The organism is Flavitalea plasmicola (genome assembly GCF_030546645.1).
GTDB lineage: Bacteria > Bacteroidota > Bacteroidia > Chitinophagales > Chitinophagaceae > Puia.
The window spans coordinates 778,534-800,606 of the sequence record NZ_JAUOTO010000002.1 but is presented as its reverse complement, the minus strand read 5'-3'; the positions used below and the strand labels follow the sequence as shown (position 1 = coordinate 800,606).

Below are 22,073 nucleotides of genomic sequence, written 5' to 3'. Positions count from 1 at the left end.
TTCGTTAAATGCGTGTAGGATTATTCATTCCCTGTTATGTTGACCAGCTGTATCCACAGGTAGCGATAGCCACCCTTCATTTATTGGAAAAATATGGTTGCGACGTGGATTACCCCGCCGATCAGACCTGCTGCGGACAGCCGATGGCGAATTCCGGCTTCGAACATCTTACGCAGGGGTGCAACGACCTGTTCATAAAGAATTTTGCAGCCTATGACTATATCGTGTGTCCTTCAGGCAGCTGTACGCTGCATATCAAAGATCATCTGCACGGTGATGCCGATATTCCTAAAAAGATCTACGAGCTCGTGGAATTCCTCACGGACATCCTGAAAGTTGAAAATATTGAGGCCAGCTTCCCGCACAAGGTAGGCCTGCACCAGAGCTGCCATGGGCAGCGTGGACTGAAGCTGGCGCAGATGACGGAGCTGATGGCGCCGCCTTTTTCCAAGCCGGAGCAACTATTGAAGATGGTGAAAGGCATTCAGCTGATAGACCTGGCACGCAAGGACGAATGCTGCGGTTTTGGCGGCACCTTTTGTGTGGCCGAGGCGGCTGTGTCGGTGAAGATGGGAAAGGACAGGGTAGCGGATCATCTGCACCATGGCGCGGAATATATCACGGGCGCCGACATGAGCTGTCTCATGCACCTGGAGGGTATTCTCCGGCGGCAGAAGAGCCCCGTACAAGTCAAGCATATAGCAGAAATATTAGATAGTAAGGAATGAGCAAACAAGACCACGCGGCATTGGCCGACGAATTTAATAAGGACGAGCCCCGGGTGGACTGGCACGACCAGACCCTTTGGTTCGTCAGGGAAAAAAGGGATAAGGCAGCCCAAAAAGTTCCTGAATGGGAATGGCTGCGGGACACTGCCTCGAAGATAAAGGACAATGTCCTTTCCAACCTCAGCGAATACCTGACCCTTTTCGAAGAACAGGCCATCCGCAACGGCATCGTCGTCCATTGGGCGGCTGATGCGAAAGCGCATAATGATATTGTCTATAGCCTCCTCAAAAAACACGGGATCGACAGGATGGTGAAGAGCAAGTCGATGCTTACGGAAGAATGCCATCTCAACGAATACTTAAAGGAGCAGGGCATCGATGTAGTGGACACCGATCTGGGAGAACGTGTTGTCCAGCTGGCGGGCGAGCCTCCCAGTCACATCGTGCTTCCCTGCATTCACAAGAAGAAAGAAGAGATAGGGGAGATCTTCCACGAGCACCTGGGCACACCTGCCGGCAATGCCGATCCGCAGTTCCTCACGCACGCGGCCAGGCTGCATCTCAGGGAAAAATTCCTTACCCGCAGGGCCGCTCTCACGGGGGTGAACTTTGCTATTGCGGAGACGGGTGAGTTTGTAGTTTGCACTAATGAGGGCAATGCCGATATGGGTGCTCATCTTGCCGATATCCACATCGCCTGCATGGGCATCGAGAAGCTGATCCCGCAGCGTAAGCACCTGGGCATCTTCCTCCGCCTGCTGACCAGGAGCGCAACGGGCCAGCCGATCACCACTTATTCCAGTCACTTCAAACGGCCGCGCCCCGGCCAGGAAATGCACATCGTGATCGTAGACAACGGCAGGAGCGTCCAGCTGGGCAGGAAAGACTTCCGCAACTCGCTGAAGTGCATTCGCTGCGCCGCTTGTTTCAACACCTGCCCTGTCTACCGCCGCAGTGGCGGGCACAGCTACCATACGGCTGTTGCCGGCCCTATCGGGTCGATACTCTCGCCCAACCTGGACATGAAACAATATTCTGATCTGCCTTTCGCCAGCACTTTGTGCGGGTCCTGCTCCAATGTATGCCCGGTGAAGATCGATATACACGAGCAGCTCTACAAATGGAGACAGGTGATCGTACAGGAGGGGTATGCCCCTGCCGGGAAAAAACTCGCCATGAAGGCAATGAACTGGGTGCTGTCCAATCCTTCCGTCTATCATACGGCCGGGAAAGCAGGGCGTTGGTTCATGCTCAATGCTCCTTTCACGGTGAATAATGGGCTGAACCCCTGGTGGAAGGGAAGGGATATGCCGGAAGTTCCCAGGGAATCATTCGGGCAATGGTATAAGAAAAACAGAAAATGATATGAGCAGCAGGGATAAGATATTGGCAGCTATCAAGAATAATCAACCGGATCAGCGGGACCTGCCTGCAGTAACCCCTCCGGGCACAGGTGAATTTTCCGGCTTGTCCCGTCAGTTCATCGAAGTCCTGGAAGGCATCGGAGGCCGCGCTTATATAGTGTCCGGCTTCCATCGTATCGCAACGATCCTGAAAGAGCAATATACGGATACGCATCGCATCGTCTCCACCTGCCCGGAACTGTCTGCGCTGGCGGAGATCTCTCAACACTATGAAGATCCCCATACGTTGGAAAATGTGGGGCTGGTGGTACTCGAAGCGCATTTTGCTGTCGCTGAAAATGGCGCCTGCTGGATCACGGAAGAAAAAATGATCGAACGTGCCCTTCCTTTTATTGCGCAAGACCTGGCGTTGGTGATCCGCAGGAAGGACATCGTCCCCACCATGTATGAGGCATACGAGCGAATTGCCGGGGCTGAATACGGCTTTGGCGTTTTTATCGCAGGGCCGTCGAAGACGGCGGATATCGAACAATCGCTGGTGCTGGGTGCGCACGGGCCGAAAAGTATGACGGTTTTCCTCCTCGATGAGGAGATGTCGGATGCGGGGTTTTATTGATTATATTTGAATTCATCATGAAGCACAACAACATATTCGAATGGATCCGTGTGGATGAGTTCTCTGCGACTCCAAAATACCTGCAGCTGACCAATTCCGTCCTCAAAGCCATAGAATCAGGCAAGATCAAAAAGAACGACATCATGCCTTCCATCAACGAACTGAGCTTCGAGCTGGAGATCTCCCGGGACACCGCAGAGAAGGGATACAAATACCTCAAGAAAATGGGCGTGCTGGGGTCCGTGCCCGGCAAAGGCTACTTCATACAAAACGCGGATTTCAAACAGACGCTGAAAGTATTCCTCCTCTTCAATAAGCTCAGCGCCCACAAGAAGATCATCTACGACGCCTTCATGTCCGCCCTGGGTGAATACGCGGCAGTCGACTTCTATATCTACAACAACGACTTCGGCCTCTTCAAAAAGCTCCTGATGGAAAAAAAGGACGAGGACTACTCCCACTTTGTCATTATCCCCCATTTCCGGGAAGGGGAGGAGCGTGCTCCGGAGATCATCAACACCATCCCAGCCAACAAGCTGGTCCTGCTGGATAAAATGATCCCCGGCATCGAAGGGGATTATTGCGCCGTCTATGAGAATTTCGAAGCGGATATCTACGGCGCCCTGGATAAGGCAAGGGAGCACCTCAGCAAATACCACACGATCAAGGTCATTTTCCCCGCCTATACCTATCATCCCGTAGAGATCCTCGACGGCTGCAGGCGATTCTGCCAGGAATATGCCTTCACGTTCAAGACGGTCAGCAACATTGCCGAAGAGCCCATCCGGGAAGGAGAAGTGTATATCAACCTGATGGAGGAAGACCTCGTGCTGCTGATCGAGCGGATCATCTCCCTGAAGCTGGAATTAGGCCGCCAGGTAGGGCTGATATCCTATAATGAGACGCCCCTGAAGAAGATCATCCTCAATGGGATCACTACTATTTCCACTGACTTCCAGGAGATGGGGACCATGGCCGCCAGGCTGGTGCTGGATAACACCTGCCGGAAGCAGGAAGTTCCTTTTTATCTCACATTGAGAAATTCATTATAAAGTAGTATGTTTGAACATTCATAACATAGGTTCATACCATACGAATGAAGCTGCATATTGACCATCAAAAGAAAGTCCCCCTCCATATCCAGGTGGAAGAGCTGATGCGCAAGCTGATCGCTTCTCCGGAATTCCGGAACGGCGAATTCCTGCCGAAGGAAGTCGAGCTGGCTAACCGGCTGGGCGTCTCCCGGAACACCATCCGGCAGGCTACCAATAAGCTGGAATATGAGGGATTGCTGCTCCGTAAGAAAGGGGTTGGGACCAAGGTAGCGGAAAAAAAGCCTTTGTCCACAGGCCTGGATCACTGGTATAGCTTTACGCAGGAGATGCGGGAAAGGGGCATACAGGTGGAAAATATCTCTATAAAGGCTGAATATGTAAAGGCCGATGAAAAAATACTCCGCTTTTTTAATATCCGCGAAGGCAAGCCTGTGGTAAAGCTGGCTAAGTTGAAAGGCAGCGCGGGCGACCCCATCGTATATTTCGAAAGTTATTTCCACCCCCGCATCGGCGTGGTGCCGGAGGACAATTTCTCCAAACCGCTGTATACGATGCTGGAGGACAAGTTCGGCGTATTGGTCGTACGTTCCAATGAGAACATCAGCGCCGCCCTGGCCGGCCCTATGGGCAAAAAGCTGGGTATATCCGCAAACGATCCCATTCTCATCCGGGAGCGTTTTGTATACGATCCCGGCAACCGCCCCATTGAGTACAATATCGGATACTACAGGGCTGACAAGTTCACTTATTCCATCGACATCAAAAAGACCTGATCCAACCCCAACTCACAGCTCGTAGCTCACGGCTCACAGCTCAAAACTCACTCCCCCGGATACCTGACCCCCACCTGCCGGCGGATTTCGTCCATCGTCCTGCTCAGCAGGAGGCTAAAGTCATGGGACATGGCAGGACTTTCGATCAGTCCCCCCTCCACGCAACGCATCAATTCCCGGATCTGGTATTCGAATCCATTGACCATCGGCTCCAGCTGGAATGCCTCAGGCGTACTATCCACACCCGGATCCCGTAAAGTAAAACGATCATTCTTATACCATGCCGAAGGCACCTGTATCAGCCCTAGCGTACCCGCGATCTCTGCCGTAATAGAGGTTTGACAGGAGAAAGTGGAACTGACGACTGCAGTGGCCCCTTCCCTGTAATGCAGCAGGGCATGACAGCTCTCGTCCGCTCCGGTGGGGGCCAGCTTTCCCGTAGCCTGGATCTTGTCAGGCTTACCCAACAGGAGCAGGCACAGGAACAACGGATATACCCCGATGTCCAGCAACGAGCCGCCACCCAGGGACGTATTGAAAAGACGATTTTCGACATTATAAACACCCGCGAACCCAAAGTCGGCACGAACATACTGGATGGTTCCCAGCCGCCCTTCCCGGATCAGCTCCAGTATCTTTTCCGTATGGGGCAGAAAGCGGGTCCACATGGCCTCCATTAAAAATACCTGGTTGTCCCGGGCTGCCTGCACCATTTTCTCCACCTGCCTGGCGGACAGGGCCATGGGCTTCTCGCAAAGCACAGGCTTGCCATGGGCCAGGCACAGCAACACCTGGTCACAATGAAAGGCATGGGGGGTGGCAACATACACGGCATCTATATCCGGGTCCTTTACCAGTGCTTCATAGCTGTCGTAATGCTTTAAAGCCCCAAACTTTTCAGCAAACTCCCGGGCCCGGCTGCCATCCCGGGAAGCAACGGCCTCCAACCGGGCGCCTCCCGCAAGGGTTAGGGCGACGGCAAATTTATGAGCGATCTTTCCGGGGCCGATGATACCCCACTTATAATTTTTCATGTGCACAAAATACGGAATTGCCGGGGTTTGTATCTTTACAGGATGAAGCAACCTAAGGCATTCGTATTCGACCTTAATGGAACGATGATCAACGACATGGAATACCACCTCACGGCGTGGTACAATATTCTGAATGAGGACCTCAACGCCGGCCTGAGCCGGGAAGAAGTAAAAGGCCATATGTATGGCAAGAATGAAGAGCTGCTGGACAGGATCTTTGGTAAAGGACATTTTAGCCAGGACCAGGTGCTCGAGATCTCGAAGACGAAAGAGAACAGGTACCAGCAGGCTTTTCGCCCGCACCTTCAATTGATCGCCGGCTTGTCCGATCTCCTGAAGAAAGCCGAAGCACACCATATCAGGATGGCTATCGGCTCGGCCGCCATTACTTTCAACATCGATTTTATACTGGATAACCTGTCGATCCGTCATTATTTTCAGGCCATTGTCAGTGCGGATGATGTCACCATCAGCAAGCCGCATCCGGAAACATTTTTAAAAGCTGCAGACCTGCTGGGGGTGGCCCCGCCAGGCTGCCTGGTTTTCGAGGACGCTCCGAAAGGAGTGGAAGCCGCCCTGAATGCAGGGATGCGTTGTGTAGTGTTGACGACCATGCATGACAAAGAGGAGTTCCGGGATTATCCGAATATCGTCCATTTCATAGAGGATTATACGGATGCGTCCCTGGGGGACCTGTTCTCATGACAATAAAAAGTACATATACCGCCCGGCTGCTGATCCTGCTGCTTGCAACAGGCGGCCCCGCCTGTAAAAGGACCATACAGGTACAGCTGGATGACGCCCCGTCAAGGATCGTCATCGAGGGAGACATCACAAACGAGGCTGGCCCCCACCTGGTGAAGATCACCCGGACAGTGAATTTCTCCGACCTCAATACCTTCCCTCCCGTCACGGGCGCCGCTGTGCAGATCTCGGACAGCACGGGCGGCCTGTCCTACGCGTTGACGGAAGCATCTCCCGGTAGGTATGAAACTTCCGCCTTCACTGGCAAGCCAGGACACACCTATAGCCTGGTGGTGCAGGCGGACGGGCAACAATATACAGCCGTCTCTACCATGCCGGCACTCGTCCCTCTTGACTCCGTCTCCTTCGCCCTGAACACGGACTTCAATGGCAAAAAGGATCTGAATGCGGTGGTGAATTTCCAGGACCCTTCGGGAATAGTGAATTATTATCAGTTCATCGAATATCTCAACGGTAAGATGATCCCCAACACTTTCGTTTTTGAGGACAGGCTGTCGGATGGAAGGTACATAGAACAGCCTTTATTCAATGACAGCGCTTATCTGAAAAGAGGAGATACACTGCAACTAAAAATGTATTGTATCGACAGGAATATTTACAATTATTTCTTCAGTCTGTTACAGGTGACTGCCAACAACGGCTTTCAGGCCGCCACACCCAATAACCCCATCACCAATCTCACGGGAGGAGCATTGGGCTATTTCAGCGCCCACACGGTGAATCGGGCAAAACTGGCTATATATTAAGCTGCAAGCGACAAGCTACAAGCTGCAAGCCGGATATTCTTAGGCATTCCTTAGCTTGTAGCTTGTAGCTTGCAGCTTGTAGCTCACGGCTGGTAACTCTTAATCTTATTATACAGCGTCTTACGGTCGATCTTCAGGATCTCCGCCGCACGTGATTTATTATAGTTCACTTGTTTGAGCACATTCATGATCGTATCATACTCTGCCTGTGCTGCCGCATTCTTCAGGTCTGTCTCCTTATGCGCCACGGGATGATGCTGGACGGTAGGGGAATAAGCGTCACTGGCGGAGGGGCCGAAGGCATTGCTATCCACGATCTCAGGAGGCAATACCCGGGTATTGATAAGCCCCCCGGACGTTAATAAGGCCGCGCGCCGGATGACATTCCGGAATTCACGCAGGTTACCCGGCCAGGAGTAATTCATGAAGATCTGCATCACTTCGGCATCAAAGCCTTCTACTTCTTTATTCAGCTCTTTATTGGCCTTTGCCAGGAAGAAATCGGCAAACGGCAGGATATCTTCCTTCCTGTAGCGAAGGGCAGGCAATACGATGGAGAATTCATTAAAACGGTGGAAAAGATCTTCCCGGAACCTTCCTTTCCGATAGGAATCCTGCAGGTTCTCATTGGAAGCGACGATGATCCGGACGTCCACATCCATTTCCTTCACGCCGCCAACCCTTTTGAACTTTCTTTCCTGGATGACCCGCAGCAACGCTGCCTGGATCTCCACGGAAAGATTGGCTACCTCATCCAGAAAGAGCGTGCCGCCATTGGCAAGCTCGAAATGACCTTCCTTATCCGCAAGGGCCCCCGTAAAAGCGCCCTTCATGTGTCCAAACAGCTCACTTCCCGCCAGTTCCTTGGACAGGGTGCCGCAGTCCATCGCGATAAAAGGCTTGTCCTTGCGGGCACTGAGTTGATGAACGGTACGGGCGATGACCTCTTTTCCCGTGCCGCTTTCTCCATATAGGATGATACTGTAATTGGTGGGTGCTACCAGCTCGATCTGGCGATAGAGCTCCTTGGTGGACGGAGCCTGGCCAACCAGGAATTCATCTTCGGTATAGGACTTCCTCTTGGCTGTTTGCGCCGCTGCCGGCCTGGGAGAATCAGTAGCGCTGACATCGCCGGAAGCCTGCTGCTGCAAGGCCCTCCCAATGACATTCAATACCTCTTCCGGTATCAACGGCTTGGTGATATAATCAAACGCGCCGGCCTTTATTACGTCCACCGCCGTTTTGATATCGGAATAGCCCGTAATGATGATGACAATGGCGTAAGGATCGATCTGCTTGATCTCCTTCAATACTTCCCTTCCTTCTTTATCGCCCAATCTGAAATCGCAGAGCACTACGTCGAACTTCGATTCCTTGAATTTTGCAATGCCCTTATTACCGCTATGCCCTGCTTCCGTCTCAAACCCTTTTTTTCCCAAGAACCGGCTCAATAAATTACACATATCCATATCATCATCAATGATCAGAATTCTCTTCATAAACGATAATTTCTTTATTTAAAATTACTGGAAAAAGTATAAAAAGGGACTATCTAATAGTTTACATTGTCTTTATACCGAACATCACGCCAAATTTCAAGCACTTGTTAAACCGCAAGTTAAAGTTCAAATGGGGAAAAAATTCCACACATTGGGGTGTCGCCGGGTGGATTGGGGGGACATAATGCTTCCTCCGGAAGATCCCATAAGGGAAGAACCCTTTATTCCGCCCGGTTGATGTTGCCACTTTATATGGCAATAAAATTGTAATAGATTCATACAACGAACGCAGCGCTTTAATGAGATTTTAATTTTTGAGGTACGTGGAAAGCAATATTATGATAGACAATTCCAAGGTTTTAATTGTTGACGATGAACTGGATATTTGTTATTTGCTCAGCGGGATGTTGAAACAGCGAAATTTTCGGGCCGCTTTTGTAAATTCCTTATCCGACGCCGTTACTGCCCTTCAGGAGGATACTCCCTCCTTATTGTTTCTGGATAATCACCTGCCGGACGGGTTTGGCCTTGACTTTATACCTTATGTAAAAAAGAATTACCCGGAAATAAAGGTCGTGATGATCACGGCCCATGACGGGGCGGCTGACCGTAAAAAGGCTTACAATGGAGGAGTAGACCTGTTCATTGCAAAGCCGCTGAACAGGCAGATGATCTTCGAGGCCATTGACAAGCTTCACAGGCCCGATTCAACAGGGCGGCTGCAAATCATACTGTAGTTTCTAACCTTTAAATAACATCAAGATGGGAAATCTATTGTACCTGATTGCAGTGATACTCGTTATAGCCTGGGCCATTGGATTTCTGGGCTACCATGCGGGAGGCATCATCCACCTTTTGCTCGTGATAGCAGTAATCGCGATCCTGCTGAAGGTCATCCGCAGAGCAGATTAAGATAAAAAAAAACGCCGCAGGCGTTTTTTTTTATGCAAAGTCAAGCGTGATCGTGAATACAGTTCCCTTCCCTCTCTCGCTCTCCAGCGTTATATGCCCATTGTGGTTGAGGATGATATTTTGCGTATTGGTCAGCCCCAGCCCGGTGCCCTTGGACTTAGTGGTGTAATAAGGCTCAAAGATCCTGGACTGTGCTTCCGGGTCGATGCCCGGTCCATTATCAGTGATGGTGACGACACACTTATCGTCCTTACTGCACGTTCGCACCTGGAGTATCCCGATGCCCGGCTCCATGGCCTCCAACGCATTGACGATGATGTTCAGAAAGGCGATCTTAATACGCTCCACATCCACGGCAATATCACAGATATCATTGGAATAGTTTCTCACTACGGTGATATTCTTCAGGTCGATCCTGTCCCGTGCCAGTTCCAGCGTCTCATCCAGCAGCTGGTTCACCGGGATCTTCTTATAGACCAATTCAGCGAATTTGGTGGAATTGAGCAGATCGGTGATCAGCTGGTTGATCCGCACGCTATTGCGGCTGATCATATCCAGCATCATCCTGTAGCTGGACGGTAAATTGCTGTTGAACTCCGTCTCCAGTTGATCCACGGCCAGGTTGATATTGGTCAGCGGGTTACGCACCTCATGGGCGATGGTCCGGGCGATCCGGCCGGTGGAGGCGAATTTTTCAATGCTGCGCACTTGTATCAGCTCCTTATTGGCCTTGTCCAGCTCGGCGATCTGCTGTTTTAGCTGCTCCTGGTAACCGGCAACTTTTTCGTCCGCAATGCGGCGGGCTTTGTTCTCTCTTGAATAGGTGAAGAAGCCATATGCCGCCAGGGCGACGGCCAGGATCAGCGAGATGATGATAACAGCGTTCAGGATGCGGTAGCGGGTAGTCATTTCATCCAGGCCTTTTTTTAACCTGGAATGTTCGTTTCCCTGTATCTCTTTCACTATGGTACGGATGTGATCCATGATCTCCTCCCTGAAGAAGCTTTTCGATCTTTGTGCGTCGTTGAGCTGGTATTGATGCTGATTGAAATCGTCGATGACAAAGGCGACGAGCTGATAATGCTTGTCTATCAGGCTGCGCAGTGTCAGCAGGTCCTCCCCGATGATCGTGTCGCCCAATGTTTCTACATGCAGTTCACCGTATAAAGAGTCGGTGAGGCGTTTGCTGTTTTCATATGGCCGCAGGAACCGGTCGTCTTTCAATAATAAATAACCCCGCGCGCTTGATTCCACGTCTTTCAGGGAAGAGAGCAAATCCTCCATCTGGATGATGATCTTATTGCTCCGGTCCACCAGCCGGGCCTGCTTCAACAGCTCGGAATTGGCATAAAGGGTTAACAGGTAGGATATCAACAGCAGGAAGAATGCCGTTCCATAGCCAACACGGGTATGCAGATCAACTGCAAATTTTTTCATGACCGTACTCATAACATCTGCCTCCCATTAACGCAACCTTTTCCCTCAATTGCCGGCTGGAACCCACACGCTGACAGATCCCGGGCTGACATGGAAGATGCCATTCCCTCCCTCGTCGATGATAACTTCCCCGGGATATTTGCCCAGCCAGTCCGTAAACTTCCGGCCCGCATGCATCTTGCCGACTTCCATTGTCTTAAAGCCTTCATCTCCATTGCTGAGCAGAACGGCGCAGCCTGAGCCGGAATGGTCCCCGTCCCCTTCGCGGGTCCAGCCGATGCAATTGGCGTGGTCGAGATAATCGCGCTGCCGGCCGTAAGCAAACTGCTTTCTGGCCAGCAATAGTTTATCAATGTTCTCGCAGGCAGGAAGGAAGATCTCATATTCCTGCCCGTCATGTCCTTTGTCCTTATAAGTAGCGCTGTACATATCGGTGTAAAAGACACAGGGATAACCTTGTTCCCTCAATAATACCAGGGCGTAAGCCAGGGGCTTGAACCACTGTTCCACGGGCGCTTCCAGGGCCTGAAGGGGCTGGGTATCGTGATTGCCTACCACGGTGACGGAAAGCCCGGGCTTGGTGGCCACCAGGGTATCGTTGAAAATGGTGGTCAGATCAAAATCCTTTCCCTGCCTGGAAGCCGCCTCGAAATTGTGGTGAAGGGAAGCATCGAACAACGACATCCTTCCCTCCGTAGCATCGATGTATTTCAACAGCAGGGGCAGATTGCCCGGCGCCCAGTATTCGCCCACGGCGAAAAATTCCTTCCCCGTGAACTTACGCATGTGATCCAGCCATTCATTCTCAAAATCAGGAGCGATATGCTTCACCGCATCCAGGCGGACGCCGTCAAACCCGGTCTCTTTCCAATACCACTCACCCCAACGCTTCAGCTCCTCCCGTACGGCCGGGTTCCGGAATTCGATGTCGTCAAACATCAGGTAATCGTAGTTTCCCTTTTCATCGTCCACTACTTCCTCCCAACCTTCGCCGTAATCGTTGAGAATGCTATAGATCGCCGTTTCCTTGCTTTTATTGTCGTAGTCCACCCCTGTGAAACAACGGAAGTCCCAGATGAAAGGTGAATATCTTCCCTTTCTGCCCGGAAAAGTGAATTTGGTAAAAGCCTCTATGTCGAAAGGCTCGCTGATGAACTTATTCCTGTCTTCCGGATCCACCTTTCTCACCTTTATCAGCTCGGACTCATCCCCTCCGGCCTTATGGTTCAACACAATGTCCACGTACACCTGCAGGCCGGCGTCATGCAATGCCTTGATAGCGTCGCAATATTCCTGCCGGGTGCCATATTTGGTCCTGATCGAATTTTTCTGGTCAAACTCGCCCAGGTCATAGATATCATATACGTCATAACCGATGGAATAGATGCCATTGGTGCCTTTGAAGGCGGGGGGAAGCCACACGGCCGTGTAGCCGAGCCCGGCCAGATGAGCTGCCTCTTCCTTTACTTTTTTCCACAAACTGCCGTCATTGGGATAGTACCAATGAAAAAATTGAAAGATAGTTCCGTTCTGCATGCTTACAGGTTAGGGTTTAAAATAAACTAATCAAGATATCGTCTCAGCTTCCAGGCATTGGTCTCATGATCTTCCATCAGGTTTGTAAGAAAGTCGGCCGTACCCGCATCTTTATACTCATCCTGGCATTGGTCCACACCCTTTCTTAAAGCAATGATGATGGATTCATGGTCTGTTAATAATTCTTTTATCATTTCCTTGCGCGTAGGATAGGTGCCAGGCGCCTCCTTGAGATGGGTCAGCTCCAGGAACTCTTTCATGGTGCCGATGGTCTGCTCCCCCAGTTTGTTGATCCTTTCGGCAATTTCGTCAATGGCTTCCTCCAGTTCGTTGTACTGCTTTTCAAACAGGAGATGCAGCTCCATAAAACTTTCTCCCTTGACGTTCCAGTGAAACTTGCGGGTCTTGGTATACAATACTACGGCGTCTGCGAGGACCACAGACAGCAGCGAAGCAACGCTTTTTAAATTTTTGGCTGAAATTCCAATTTGAGGTTGCATGTTTATTTCTTTTTGGGATATAACAACCAGAATAGTACCATTTCCCAACTATGGCTGATTTGGTAAAATTTTCCGGTCGCAATGGGCACACCGATAGGTGAATCTACCCATAGTGTAGAAAAAATTTCTCATGAAGAATGCTTTTAGGACTGCTAACACAGGGAATCAGGCGCAATTAAATCTGGCAGGGATTTTTAGATATACGAGAGTAGATTTATCGTAAACTTTAAAAATCAAGCATATGAGCACTTCAAAAGTTTTAGTAGGATTCCTGGTAGGCGCGGCCATCGGTGGCGCATTAGGTATATTGCTGGCTCCGGACAAAGGCACGGAGACAAGAAGGAAGATAATAGAGAAAGGTTCCGATCTCGGTGACTCTATCACCGACCTGGGGGAAACGATCAAAGGAAAGTTCAATGAGATGGTGGATGGTGTAAAAGAAAACCTCGGCAAAACAAAAAACGCCGCCGTATAGCTACAACGGTCGTGTAACTCAAACAAACATGGAAGATCAACGGCACGATATAGACGCATTGCTATCCGATGCAGGGGATTACCTGGAGACCAGGGCCAACCTGTGGAAACTGAAAGCCATTGAAAGTCTTGCAGACGTATCTGGCGAGCTGGTGTCCGGCCTGGGGATGATCGGGCTGGTTGCCTTCACAGTGATGCTCTTCAGCGTAGGTTTTGCTTTACTGATAGGCGACTGGCTGGGGAAAAGCTTTTATGGCTTCTTCATCATCGGAGGCGCTTATTTCATCTTCGGACTCATCTGTTTTATTCGCCGGGATCGTTGGCTGAAAGAGCCTTTCAGCAACTTGCTGATAAGAAAAATATTAAAATAGCATCTATGCCAAAGATCAGGAACTTAGAAGATCTTAGAGAGGCTATACGTGATCTGGAACATCAGAACTACGTGAATGAGCAGCATATGCGCCAGAAGGTGGCGGAAATTGCCGACAGGCTCAAACCAGTCAATCTGCTGAAAAGCGTTTTTTCCAATTTATTTGGCGGCCGCTCCGAAGTAAAGACGAGTCTTTTCCGCATGGCAGCCGGGCTTATCACAAGCTTCGTGGTGAAAAAGTACTTTAAGAAGGGAATTGCAAAATAGCGATCTGCCCTAGCGATTTAACAGGTTGATCAATTTGCGCAGCAGTGCGACCCTGAGCTCTTCACTTTGCGGCTCCAGGACAGGGGTATAATTGGTGGGATCGATAGGTAGGGTATTCTGCAGCTGCATGATCCTTTCCTCGTATCCTTCCCGCTTCAGATAGGTGAAGACATGCAATAGGATGATCTTATACACCAGGGCAGGAGGCCGCGCGTCCGTAAACAGCTCATGGTTGGTCTTCCACAAGTCGATAAAGACGTTCACCGTCAATCCTTCGATCTCCTTATTATCCCTCAATCCTGTCAGCTTGGCTATCGCTGAAAAAATAGAGGGACAGTAAAGATCTACGAAATGTTCGAATGTATTTTGCCCTAGTTCTGTGCCGCCCATGAGGGGTACGATTTACCATTAGTAAAAGCTGGTCCCCCGGACGTAACCGGGAAGACCGGCTTTTTTTTAAAGGAAATATTTTTTTAATATGATAGTACAATAATCTCATTCTGGTGTTTTAAGATTAGTTTTCTCATGTGAATCTCACTATGCCGGCGGGTTGATCTCAACCTGCCTTTTTTGGTTTTATATAGCTAATGCGGGGAATATCAGCCAGATACGAAAAAGTGGTACATAATTTGTGGCAATTCACCCAACATTGTTTATGCAGGCTGTCCTCCATTCCCGGTAAGGACTAGTCGTAAATATATTCTCCTGTGATCAACCCCTGAAAAGACAGGTAATGTACGGCTGCAGACCCCCGTTACATTACTTTTTTTTTGATTATTAGTGTGGATTAGAAGACCTCACCCAGGTTTACAAAGAACCCTCCTGAACCATGTGTTCCCCAGCCATAATCGATACATAGATTGGTCCTTGAAAATTTATTCAGGCTAATGCGCAGGCCTGTCCCATAGCCCGGCATAAAATATTCGTATCGCCCTGACCCCGGCTCGGAAAAGGATTGAGCATTCCCGAAGATCACTCCTCCCAGCAGGCCATTGGATAATATCCGGAAGCGGTACTCCGTCTCGAGGTACAGCATATTCCTGCTCCGGAAACGTCCCTGGATATAGCCCCGGGCGGTATTGCTGTATGCGTCCCAGCCCGTGGCGGGGAGCAGCAGGTAAGGCGGCCTGCCAGCGCCTGTGGTAAACCAGTTATAGCTCCAGATGGCCAGGACATTGTGGGTATTGCCCGGCCAGCGGAGGTATTTGCGGAGGTCCAGGATCAGGGACTGCCAGTTGTCGTCGCTGCCCAAAAACGTGAAATTGGGCCGGTAACTGACGCTGGCATACCCCCCGCCGTCCGGGTTGATCTGGTTATGGCGGGCATCGTATAGAAAATGGAGCGATACGCCGGACGCTATGGCTGTCTTATGTAAGCCATATTGTTGAAAATCAGTCTCTTTGCCAGCTGGTGGGTCAACTTCCCGTACATTCCAGAAATAATCCAGGTCATAGCCGGGCCCCAGGTAGAGATCCCTGGCGATCCTTTTCAGGATGGCCTGGTGGAGTCGCAGGTAAGCATAATCGATATTATATCCGCTGTCCGGCGACGTATTCCCCCCCAATCCATAGGTGAGCGAGGGATATTTGAGATAACGCCAATCCGTGATGATATTATAGTTATTCCCCTTTGTCCAGATGTCGGCCTGTATCGGGAAGATGATCTGCCGGTACTGGGAATAAGTGACACTGGTAAGGATACTGGAGATGTTGGTGGGACCCTCGCTGCTGGTGTAAAAGGCGAAATTGGCGCTCAGCACTCCCGCAAAGCCGGTCTGCAAAGTATATCCTACTACGGGCAAAGCGGAAATGTGGAGCTTTCCCGCCTGTTGAAGGGCGGTGTCCCGGCGCCGCGTCGCGGAGCCTTTCAGCAGGCGGCGTCCCAGGTCCACCAGGTCCGATTCCCTGGATGCATCCTGGGATCTTACTGCTGAGATCAGAAGGAAGGAAAAAAGAAATAATAAGGCTATTTTGATACGGCTGGTCAAATGGAATGGGTTCCGCCACAACATTACGGCAATTTTCAGAACGCCGTTGCGTGACTGTTGTAAAGGATCGGTTAATCTTGCCTGTTTGCCGGTGGACGGTCCGTTTCGACAAAAGTGTTCAGCTTATGCAGCTCAAGGATGGTGGTCTTGCCGTCATCGCTCTCCCGGTACATGGGTACGAACTTACCGTTGAAGCGTATCTCGTCATAGGTATAGGAGGTACGCTGCAGCACCTGGTTGGAGTAGACGTCGTCGAATCCCCTGATCAGCACATACACCTCCACATCGGATGACTTCATATCCTCCCAGGTGAAGCCGCGGAGAGGGCTTTTCTCATCCAGCGGATGCACCACCGTCCAGTTCATCGATAGCATTTCCACCCTGTTGCGCTCCAGGGGCAATTCATAGTACCTGTATTCCGCATTCCCATCCACCTGGACCTTCAACCCGATGTTCACCCGGATCTCCACATCCGTCAGCGTATGCTTGTCCTTGTAGGAGGCAAACCGGAACATCAGCGCCTGGTCTCCTTTGTAGGGGCTGATGAGCGCAAAGTCGCTGAATACCAGGTAGGCCCTGGGGCGGGAAAAGCGTCCATACATGAGGCCGGTGGCCAGGGCAAAGGAAAGGAATCCCATCATAGCTTCGAAAGAGGCTACCAGGTTGGCGCCGTCGCCAACCGGGTTGACCCTGCCGTATCCCACCGTCGTAAAGGTCTCCGTGCTGAAAAAATAGGCCTCCTTAAATTTATCCCAGGGAGTGCTGCCAATGACCCCCTGGAATTGATCGATCCCGATAAGGAGATAGACGACGGCGAAAAGAAGGTTGATGACAAGGTAAAAAAGTACGATGACCGAGATGAACTTCCATCTCGGCAGGGTCAGCATATCATGGAAGATGCTATACCTGTTCATAAAGGACACGCCGTCCTTACGGATGTTGAACGACCCGTCCCGGTTGATGAACCTTCCGCCGTAACTGCTTGCATTCGTGCCGAACCCCGTATCGTTGTTGGGTTTTATATACGGGTCGATCCTTTTATTCAGGGCCATGGTCGTTGGATAGATTTAAATTACAACAAGGCGTTATAGAGTACCTCCACGGGGTGCAGCGCTTTTCTGCCCGTACCGTCTTTGATCTGGTGCCGGCAGCTGGTGCCGGGTGCGGCAATGATCACATCCTCCGGCTGGCGGCGGACCGTCGGCAGCAACACCAGCTCGCCGATCTTCTGGGAAAGGTCGTAATGCTCCTTCTCATAACCGAAGGACCCTGCCATCCCGCAACAGCCGGACGGGATCACCTTCACGGAGTAATTTTGCGGAAGGGACAGGAGCTTTACGGAGCCGGCTACGGTGGTAAGCGCCTTCTGCTGGCAATGGCCATGGAGCTGGATCTGCCGGGTATCGCTGATGAACTGCCCCGACGTGATATTACCTTTATCGATCTCCCGGGCCAGGAAATCATCCACCAGGAAACTATTGGCTGCCAGTTTTTGCGCCGCTGCCAGCCAGTCATCGTCGGCCAGATCGGGATATTCGTCCCTGAACGTGAGAATGGCGGAGGGCTCAATGCCGATCAGCGGCGTCTCCTCCGTTATCAGTGGGCTCAAAAGTCGTACATTGGATGCGGCGATCTTCTTCGCATGCCTGACCAGCCCTTTTGAAAGCCAGGCCCTGCCGCTTTCCCCATGGTCCGGGATCACCACTTCATAACCCAGCTTTTCCAGCAGCAGGATCGTTTTGATCCCTATGTCCGTATCGTTGTAATTGGTGAACTCGTCGCAAAAAAGATAGACACGCCCCTTGGCAGCCGACGCGGCGCGCGTATGTTTTTTATACCATGCCTTTAACGTGGTCTTGTGCAGCAGCGGCATGCTCCTGTCAAGGGCGAAGCCGGATATTTGTTTGATCCACCGGCCCGTCAGACGACCCTTTACCACCCGGTTGTAGAGTCCCGGCGCCAGCGAACCCAGACGGGCGGAGGCGGCGAAATTGGCTATCAACCGGCTGCGGAACGGCACGCCATTGGCATCGTAATAATGTTGGAGGAACTCGGCTTTCAGCTTCGCCACGTCCACATTCGAGGGACATTCGGACTTGCAGCCCTTACAGCTGAGACAGAGGTCCATTACCTCGTATATTTCCTTATGGTCATACCGGTTAGCCTTATCGCTATGGGTAAGGAATTCACGGAGGATATTGGCCCTCGCACGCGTGGTGTCTTTTTCGTTACGGGTCGCCATAAAGGAAGGACACATGGTGCCCCCCGACAGATGGGTCTTGCGGCAATCGCCGGAGCCATTGCATTGCTCGGCATGCTGCAGGATGTCCTGGCGGTGGAAGCGGAACACGGTGGGAAAAGCCGGGGTCCGCTGGCCCGGCTCATAACGCAGCATGGAATTCATGGAAGGGGTATCGACGATCTTCCCGGGGTTGAAGATGCCGTCAGGGTCCCAGCTTCGTTTCAGGTCGCGCATCAGCTCATAGTTCCGGTGGCCTACCATCTGAGGAATGAACTCCCCCCGCAGCCTCCCGTCTCCATGCTCGCCACTGAGAGACCCCTTGTATTTTTTCACCAGGGTGGCGATCTCTTCCGCAATCGTGCGGAAGAGCCGATTACCTTCGGCAGTCTTCAGATTGATGATGGGCCGTAAATGGATCTCCCCGCTGCCCGCATGCGCATAATGTACGGAATACAGGTTATGCTTTTGCAGGATCTCATTGAACTCCCGGATATAAGCCGGCAGGTCCCGAACATCCACAGCGGTGTCCTCGATGACGGGAACGGCTTTCTCATCACCAGGCAGATTGCTCAACAATCCCAATCCCGCCTTACGCAGGGTCCAGATCTTTTTGGTGTCTTCTCCAAACAGCAGGGGGAAATGATAACCCAGTCCCGCCGCCCGCATGTCGGCTTCCACTTTTGCTGCGACGGCTTTGATCTCCTCCCGGCTGTGCCGGGAAAATTCCACCACCAGGATGGCGCCGGGGTCGCCCTGCACAAAAAAACGGTTCTTGCGCTGTTCTATATTATCCTTCGTGCATTCCAGGATATAATGGTCGATGAGCTCGCTGGCGCTGGGGCCATACTGCAGGGCGATCAGATTGGCCCTCAGGGATTCGTCGATGGTATTGAAGTGCACGCAGAGCAGGCCGGATTCGGGCGGAGGCAGGGGAGAGCAATCCAATTTGATCTCCGTGATAAAGGCCAGTGTGCCTTCGGAGCCTGCCAGCAGCGTGCAGAAATTGAAATCCGGCATCCCGGCAGTAAAAGGGGCGGTATCCAGCATGAGGTCCAAAGCATAGCCCGTGTTCCTTCTTTCGACGCTGGCCTTGGGAAATTGTGCTCGGATCTCCACCTGGTTGTCATAGTTCCCCAGGATCTGGCGCACCGATCTGTAAACTGCCGCCTCCAATCCTGTCCCATCACATTTGGCATGGAACGCATCGGGTGAGAGGGAATGAAAAACGGCCTCCGTCCCGTCGCTGAGCAAGGCTTTCACTTCCAGCAGATGCTCCCGTGTGCTCCGGTAGACGATGGAATTGGACCCGCAGGAATTATTACCCACCATTCCGCCGATCATGGCACGGTTGGCGGTGGACGTTTCGGGACCAAAAAGCAACCCATGGGGACGTAAGAACAGGTTCAGCTCATCCCGGATGACGCCCGGCTGTACCCGTACCCACCTTTCTTCCTTGTTGAGCTCCAATATGCTGGTGAAATATTTCGAGACGTCTACCACGATGCCTTTACCCACGACCTGCCCCGCCAGGGACGTACCGGCCGTGCGTGGAATGAGGGACAGCTTTTCCGTCCGGGCATAGGCGATGAGCTTTTTAATATCCTCCACCGTCTTTGGAACGGCCACGGCCAGCGGCATCTCACGATAGGCGGAAGCATCCGTGGCATATAAGGTCCGCATCGTATCGTCGAAATAGAATTCTCCTTCCAGTTGCCGGGCCAAATTCAGCAATGTTGCGCTCATGGGCGCAAATTTAAGAACTTTAGGCCATTAACGATTTAGCCGGTAATTGGTCACCCGTATCCAGGGCGGTTGCTTAGCCCTCCCCATGAGCCTGTTGCAGAAAGACCGGGGATTGAACATATAACGATGCCTGAAAATGCGCAGCTCCCCTGCCCGTATCGGCGTGTCCAGGATATGGATCTCACCCCCTTCTTTCAGCCGCAGCATGGAGGCCCCCAGAATATCCCTCATGGAGGGGAAGTATTGGATGGATGCGGCAAAGACAATGGTGTCAAAGGTAAGCCCGGTCATGATGTCCGAATAAAAGTCCCCGCACATGAATTTCAGATTGGGCTGGTGACGAAAGACCCTTGCCGCCTGTTGCAACACGCCCAGGTCCCGGTCGAGCCCCAGCACCTTATTGCCGGGTATGGAAGACAGCTGAAAGGAGAGCCACCCGTTGCCGCAGCCAACCTCCAGGATACTGAGCGCCTTTTTCTTAAAGGCCAGGTACTCCACCAGGCGGCGGGAAGATGCCTTACGATGACGCCAGATCCCGCTTTGCACATGACTTTCCGGCAACTCCGGCAACTGAGCCACCTCCTCATCCGTAAAACCGCGCACACACCGGTCCCTGCCGCCCGGAGCGAAAGCAGCCAGGTCATCTTCCGCCCTGCCCAGGCCGGGGATGTAAATATTATTGGTTTGACTGGTATGCAGCACGGGCATACCTCCTATACGCCATATCGGGCAAAAAGGATGCTTCACGACGCCTGTATGAAATGTTAAGACGACATTTGATTAAATTAGGCCAAAATCCAGAATAGTGAACAAATTGAAATTGCTTCTTTTCCCAATGCTGATGGCTTGTACGGCCGCCTACAGCCAGAAAACGGCATCCGACAGGGCATACTGGCTGCAGCAAATGGACAAGCTGGCGCGGCCCGTCCTCTCCCATCTTGCGCAGGACGATCTCAGGAAGAGCATGCCGGTGGTTGTCTCTAAAAGGTCGGACAATGCCGCATCACGTACCCAGGCCTCCTACCTGGAAGCTTTTGGCCGTACTCTCTGCGGGCTCGCGCCCTGGCTCGGCGGCGAAGGAGGCCCGGCAATGGAGGTGGCCCTCCGTAGCCAGTACAGGACCTGGGTCTTGCAAGCCATCACCCATGCCACAGATCCTTCCGCGGCGGATTATATGTCCTGGGATAGCCCCGGCCAGGCCCTGGTGGACGCCGCTTTTTTTGCTTTCGCCTTAGTCCGCTGTCCCTGGATCTGGGAACATCTGGATACGGCTGCCCGCCGGCAGGTGGTGACGGCCCTGGTCAGCACGCGGAAGATAAAGCCCGGCTTTAACAACTGGCTGCTGTTCTCGGGGATGATAGAAGCTTTCTTTTGCAGGTACGACCTTCCTTACGATGAGATGCGCATGGACTACGCCATCCGCCAGGTGGATCACTGGTATATCGGAGATGGCCTTTATTCGGATGGACCCGCCTACCACAACGACTACTATAACAGCTTTGTCATTCATCCTTTTCTCACCGCCATCACGGAGATCGTGCACGGGAAGAACGGCGCATATGCTCCCTTCCTGGATAAATTTAAACAACGGGATGAACGCTATGCCCTCATCCAGGAGCGGCTGGTCAACCCTGATGGATCTTACCCGGTAATGGGACGATCCGTCATTTACAGGGGCGCCGTCTTCCAGCACCTGGCAGATATGGCCTGGCGGAAAGAGCTGCCGGCACAGCTGACGCCAGCCCAGGTGCGATGCGCTCTTACGGCCGTCCTGCACAGGACCATGGACGACCCCCATACCTATACGAAAGACGGTTGGCTGAACATAGGAGTGGTGGGGAGTCAACCCGATCAGGCCGATTTTTACAATACGACGGGCAGCGGCTACCTTTGCGCTGTCATCCTGCTGCCATTGGGGCTACCGGATACGGACGTGTTCTGGTCTTCTCCACAGGCGCAATGGACGGCGCAGAAAATATGGAGCGGGCAGGATGTTTCCGGAGATCATTCCATAGATTAGCATAA

23 protein-coding genes are annotated in these 22,073 nt (G+C 51.9%); 13 read left to right on the top strand and 10 right to left on the bottom strand.

Features of this window, described 5'->3' with window-relative positions:
- Nucleotides 1–8 precede the first annotated feature (8 nt).
- From Q4E93_RS08480 to Q4E93_RS08460, 5 genes are read left to right on the top strand one after another with little or no spacing between them, the layout of a single operon-like run.
- Nucleotides 9–728, top strand: a complete 720-nt coding sequence (locus tag Q4E93_RS08480) for a (Fe-S)-binding protein (protein WP_303584248.1) — start codon at nucleotides 9–11, stop codon at nucleotides 726–728.
- Nucleotides 725–2,092, top strand: coding sequence for a lactate utilization protein B (locus Q4E93_RS08475; protein ID WP_303584246.1), 1,368 nt, complete (start codon nucleotides 725–727; stop codon nucleotides 2,090–2,092). Before Q4E93_RS08480 ends, Q4E93_RS08475 begins: the two co-directional genes overlap by 4 nt.
- A 1-nt stretch (nucleotide 2,093) precedes the next feature.
- The gene (locus tag Q4E93_RS08470; protein ID WP_303584245.1) at nucleotides 2,094–2,708 is read left to right on the top strand and encodes a LutC/YkgG family protein; all 615 of its coding nucleotides are present in this window, start codon (nucleotides 2,094–2,096) and stop codon (nucleotides 2,706–2,708) included.
- Nucleotides 2,709–2,725: 17 nt separating this feature from the next.
- On the top strand, nucleotides 2,726–3,760 hold the full coding sequence (locus Q4E93_RS08465; RefSeq protein WP_303584244.1) for a GntR family transcriptional regulator: 1,035 nt from the start codon (nucleotides 2,726–2,728) through the stop codon (nucleotides 3,758–3,760).
- Between the two features lie 44 nt (nucleotides 3,761–3,804).
- Entirely contained in the window at nucleotides 3,805–4,536 is a 732-nt protein-coding gene (locus Q4E93_RS08460; protein ID WP_303584242.1) for a GntR family transcriptional regulator, read from the top strand.
- Nucleotides 4,537–4,583: 47 nt separating this feature from the next.
- On the opposite strand, the gene Q4E93_RS08455 is transcribed toward Q4E93_RS08460, so the two are convergent.
- On the bottom strand, nucleotides 4,584–5,570 hold the full coding sequence (locus Q4E93_RS08455; protein ID WP_303584240.1) for a Gfo/Idh/MocA family protein: 987 nt from the start codon (nucleotides 5,568–5,570) through the stop codon (nucleotides 4,584–4,586).
- 42 nt (nucleotides 5,571–5,612) lie between these two features.
- Between Q4E93_RS08455 and Q4E93_RS08450 the strand changes: the two genes are divergently transcribed.
- Together Q4E93_RS08450 and Q4E93_RS08445 are read left to right on the top strand one after the other, a co-directional pair.
- On the top strand, nucleotides 5,613–6,275 hold the full coding sequence (locus Q4E93_RS08450) for an HAD family hydrolase (protein WP_303584238.1): 663 nt from the start codon (nucleotides 5,613–5,615) through the stop codon (nucleotides 6,273–6,275).
- The gene (locus Q4E93_RS08445; RefSeq protein WP_303584236.1) at nucleotides 6,272–7,081 is read left to right on the top strand and encodes a DUF4249 domain-containing protein; all 810 of its coding nucleotides are present in this window, start codon (nucleotides 6,272–6,274) and stop codon (nucleotides 7,079–7,081) included. Before Q4E93_RS08450 ends, Q4E93_RS08445 begins: the two co-directional genes overlap by 4 nt.
- An 83-nt stretch (nucleotides 7,082–7,164) precedes the next feature.
- On the opposite strand, the gene Q4E93_RS08440 is transcribed toward Q4E93_RS08445, so the two are convergent.
- Nucleotides 7,165–8,580, bottom strand: coding sequence for a sigma-54-dependent transcriptional regulator (locus tag Q4E93_RS08440; protein ID WP_303584235.1), 1,416 nt, complete (start codon nucleotides 8,578–8,580; stop codon nucleotides 7,165–7,167).
- Between the two features lie 338 nt (nucleotides 8,581–8,918).
- Here Q4E93_RS08440 and Q4E93_RS08435 point away from each other — a divergent pair, with 338 nt between their 5' ends.
- On the top strand, nucleotides 8,919–9,317 hold the full coding sequence (locus tag Q4E93_RS08435) for a response regulator (protein WP_303584234.1): 399 nt from the start codon (nucleotides 8,919–8,921) through the stop codon (nucleotides 9,315–9,317).
- A gap of 25 nt (nucleotides 9,318–9,342) precedes the next feature.
- Complete coding sequence (locus Q4E93_RS08430) at nucleotides 9,343–9,492, top strand: lmo0937 family membrane protein (RefSeq protein WP_303584233.1); 150 nt, start codon at nucleotides 9,343–9,345, stop codon at nucleotides 9,490–9,492.
- A 30-nt stretch (nucleotides 9,493–9,522) separates the two neighbouring features.
- Here the strand turns inward: Q4E93_RS08430 and Q4E93_RS08425 are convergent, their stop codons facing one another.
- Genes Q4E93_RS08425 through Q4E93_RS08415 form a run of 3 tightly spaced genes read right to left on the bottom strand, consistent with a single transcriptional unit; the run spans nucleotide 9,523 to nucleotide 12,965 of the window.
- Nucleotides 9,523–10,929 carry an ATP-binding protein gene (locus Q4E93_RS08425; RefSeq protein WP_303584232.1) on the bottom strand — a complete coding sequence of 469 codons (1,407 nt, stop codon included), beginning with the start codon at nucleotides 10,927–10,929 and terminating at the stop codon, nucleotides 9,523–9,525.
- 45 nt (nucleotides 10,930–10,974) lie between these two features.
- A complete protein-coding gene (locus tag Q4E93_RS08420; RefSeq protein WP_303584230.1) occupies nucleotides 10,975–12,465 on the bottom strand; it encodes an alpha-amylase in 1,491 nt (496 codons plus the stop codon).
- A 26-nt stretch (nucleotides 12,466–12,491) separates the two neighbouring features.
- On the bottom strand, nucleotides 12,492–12,965 hold the full coding sequence (locus Q4E93_RS08415; RefSeq protein WP_303584228.1) for a Dps family protein: 474 nt from the start codon (nucleotides 12,963–12,965) through the stop codon (nucleotides 12,492–12,494).
- A gap of 241 nt (nucleotides 12,966–13,206) precedes the next feature.
- On the opposite strand from Q4E93_RS08415, the gene Q4E93_RS08410 reads away from it, so the two are divergent.
- Genes Q4E93_RS08410 through Q4E93_RS08400 form a run of 3 tightly spaced genes read left to right on the top strand, consistent with a single transcriptional unit; the run spans nucleotide 13,207 to nucleotide 14,076 of the window.
- Nucleotides 13,207–13,440: a YtxH domain-containing protein gene (locus Q4E93_RS08410; protein ID WP_303584226.1), complete on the top strand. Its 234-nt coding sequence runs from the start codon at nucleotides 13,207–13,209 to the stop codon at nucleotides 13,438–13,440.
- A gap of 28 nt (nucleotides 13,441–13,468) precedes the next feature.
- Complete coding sequence (locus Q4E93_RS08405; RefSeq protein ID WP_303584224.1) at nucleotides 13,469–13,810, top strand: hypothetical protein; 342 nt, start codon at nucleotides 13,469–13,471, stop codon at nucleotides 13,808–13,810.
- Between the two features lie 5 nt (nucleotides 13,811–13,815).
- The gene (locus Q4E93_RS08400; protein ID WP_303584223.1) at nucleotides 13,816–14,076 is read left to right on the top strand and encodes a hypothetical protein; all 261 of its coding nucleotides are present in this window, start codon (nucleotides 13,816–13,818) and stop codon (nucleotides 14,074–14,076) included.
- Nucleotides 14,077–14,085: 9 nt separating this feature from the next.
- On the opposite strand, the gene Q4E93_RS08395 is transcribed toward Q4E93_RS08400, so the two are convergent.
- The 5 genes from Q4E93_RS08395 to Q4E93_RS08375 all read right to left on the bottom strand — a co-directional run bounded on the left by Q4E93_RS08395 (nucleotide 14,086) and on the right by Q4E93_RS08375 (nucleotide 20,795).
- A complete protein-coding gene (locus Q4E93_RS08395; protein ID WP_303584222.1) occupies nucleotides 14,086–14,466 on the bottom strand; it encodes an RNA polymerase sigma factor in 381 nt (126 codons plus the stop codon).
- Between the two features lie 397 nt (nucleotides 14,467–14,863).
- A complete protein-coding gene (locus tag Q4E93_RS08390) occupies nucleotides 14,864–16,063 on the bottom strand; it encodes a BamA/TamA family outer membrane protein (RefSeq protein ID WP_303584221.1) in 1,200 nt (399 codons plus the stop codon).
- A gap of 71 nt (nucleotides 16,064–16,134) precedes the next feature.
- Complete coding sequence (locus Q4E93_RS08385) at nucleotides 16,135–17,115, bottom strand: ion channel (RefSeq protein ID WP_303584220.1); 981 nt, start codon at nucleotides 17,113–17,115, stop codon at nucleotides 16,135–16,137.
- Between the two features lie 20 nt (nucleotides 17,116–17,135).
- On the bottom strand, nucleotides 17,136–20,048 hold the full coding sequence (locus Q4E93_RS08380) for an FAD-binding and (Fe-S)-binding domain-containing protein (protein WP_303584218.1): 2,913 nt from the start codon (nucleotides 20,046–20,048) through the stop codon (nucleotides 17,136–17,138).
- A gap of 27 nt (nucleotides 20,049–20,075) precedes the next feature.
- A complete protein-coding gene (locus Q4E93_RS08375; protein ID WP_303584216.1) occupies nucleotides 20,076–20,795 on the bottom strand; it encodes a class I SAM-dependent methyltransferase in 720 nt (239 codons plus the stop codon).
- Nucleotides 20,796–20,853: 58 nt separating this feature from the next.
- Between Q4E93_RS08375 and Q4E93_RS08370 the strand changes: the two genes are divergently transcribed.
- The gene (locus Q4E93_RS08370; protein WP_303584214.1) at nucleotides 20,854–22,068 is read left to right on the top strand and encodes a DUF2264 domain-containing protein; all 1,215 of its coding nucleotides are present in this window, start codon (nucleotides 20,854–20,856) and stop codon (nucleotides 22,066–22,068) included.
- Nucleotides 22,069–22,073 lie beyond the last annotated feature (5 nt).

Coding starts and splice junctions, on each gene's coding strand:
- Q4E93_RS08470 (WP_303584245.1), top strand. CDS start 2,094: ATGAGCAGCAGGGATAAGATATTGGCAGCTATCAAGAATAATCAACCG.
- Q4E93_RS08460 (WP_303584242.1), top strand. CDS start 3,805: ATGAAGCTGCATATTGACCATCAAAAGAAAGTCCCCCTCCATATCCAG.
- Q4E93_RS08445 (WP_303584236.1), top strand. CDS start 6,272: ATGACAATAAAAAGTACATATACCGCCCGGCTGCTGATCCTGCTGCTT.
- Q4E93_RS08425 (WP_303584232.1), bottom strand. CDS start 10,929: ATGAAAAAATTTGCAGTTGATCTGCATACCCGTGTTGGCTATGGAACG.
- Q4E93_RS08430 (WP_303584233.1), top strand. CDS start 9,343: ATGGGAAATCTATTGTACCTGATTGCAGTGATACTCGTTATAGCCTGG.
- Q4E93_RS08450 (WP_303584238.1), top strand. CDS start 5,613: ATGAAGCAACCTAAGGCATTCGTATTCGACCTTAATGGAACGATGATC.
- Q4E93_RS08385 (WP_303584220.1), bottom strand. CDS start 17,115: ATGGCCCTGAATAAAAGGATCGACCCGTATATAAAACCCAACAACGAT.
- Q4E93_RS08435 (WP_303584234.1), top strand. CDS start 8,919: ATGATAGACAATTCCAAGGTTTTAATTGTTGACGATGAACTGGATATT.
- Q4E93_RS08410 (WP_303584226.1), top strand. CDS start 13,207: ATGAGCACTTCAAAAGTTTTAGTAGGATTCCTGGTAGGCGCGGCCATC.
- Q4E93_RS08420 (WP_303584230.1), bottom strand. CDS start 12,465: ATGCAGAACGGAACTATCTTTCAATTTTTTCATTGGTACTATCCCAAT.
- Q4E93_RS08380 (WP_303584218.1), bottom strand. CDS start 20,048: ATGAGCGCAACATTGCTGAATTTGGCCCGGCAACTGGAAGGAGAATTC.
- Q4E93_RS08415 (WP_303584228.1), bottom strand. CDS start 12,965: ATGCAACCTCAAATTGGAATTTCAGCCAAAAATTTAAAAAGCGTTGCT.
- Q4E93_RS08400 (WP_303584223.1), top strand. CDS start 13,816: ATGCCAAAGATCAGGAACTTAGAAGATCTTAGAGAGGCTATACGTGAT.
- Q4E93_RS08395 (WP_303584222.1), bottom strand. CDS start 14,466: ATGGGCGGCACAGAACTAGGGCAAAATACATTCGAACATTTCGTAGAT.
- Q4E93_RS08475 (WP_303584246.1), top strand. CDS start 725: ATGAGCAAACAAGACCACGCGGCATTGGCCGACGAATTTAATAAGGAC.
- Q4E93_RS08480 (WP_303584248.1), top strand. CDS start 9: ATGCGTGTAGGATTATTCATTCCCTGTTATGTTGACCAGCTGTATCCA.
- Q4E93_RS08440 (WP_303584235.1), bottom strand. CDS start 8,580: ATGAAGAGAATTCTGATCATTGATGATGATATGGATATGTGTAATTTA.
- Q4E93_RS08465 (WP_303584244.1), top strand. CDS start 2,726: ATGAAGCACAACAACATATTCGAATGGATCCGTGTGGATGAGTTCTCT.
- Q4E93_RS08455 (WP_303584240.1), bottom strand. CDS start 5,570: ATGAAAAATTATAAGTGGGGTATCATCGGCCCCGGAAAGATCGCTCAT.
- Q4E93_RS08405 (WP_303584224.1), top strand. CDS start 13,469: ATGGAAGATCAACGGCACGATATAGACGCATTGCTATCCGATGCAGGG.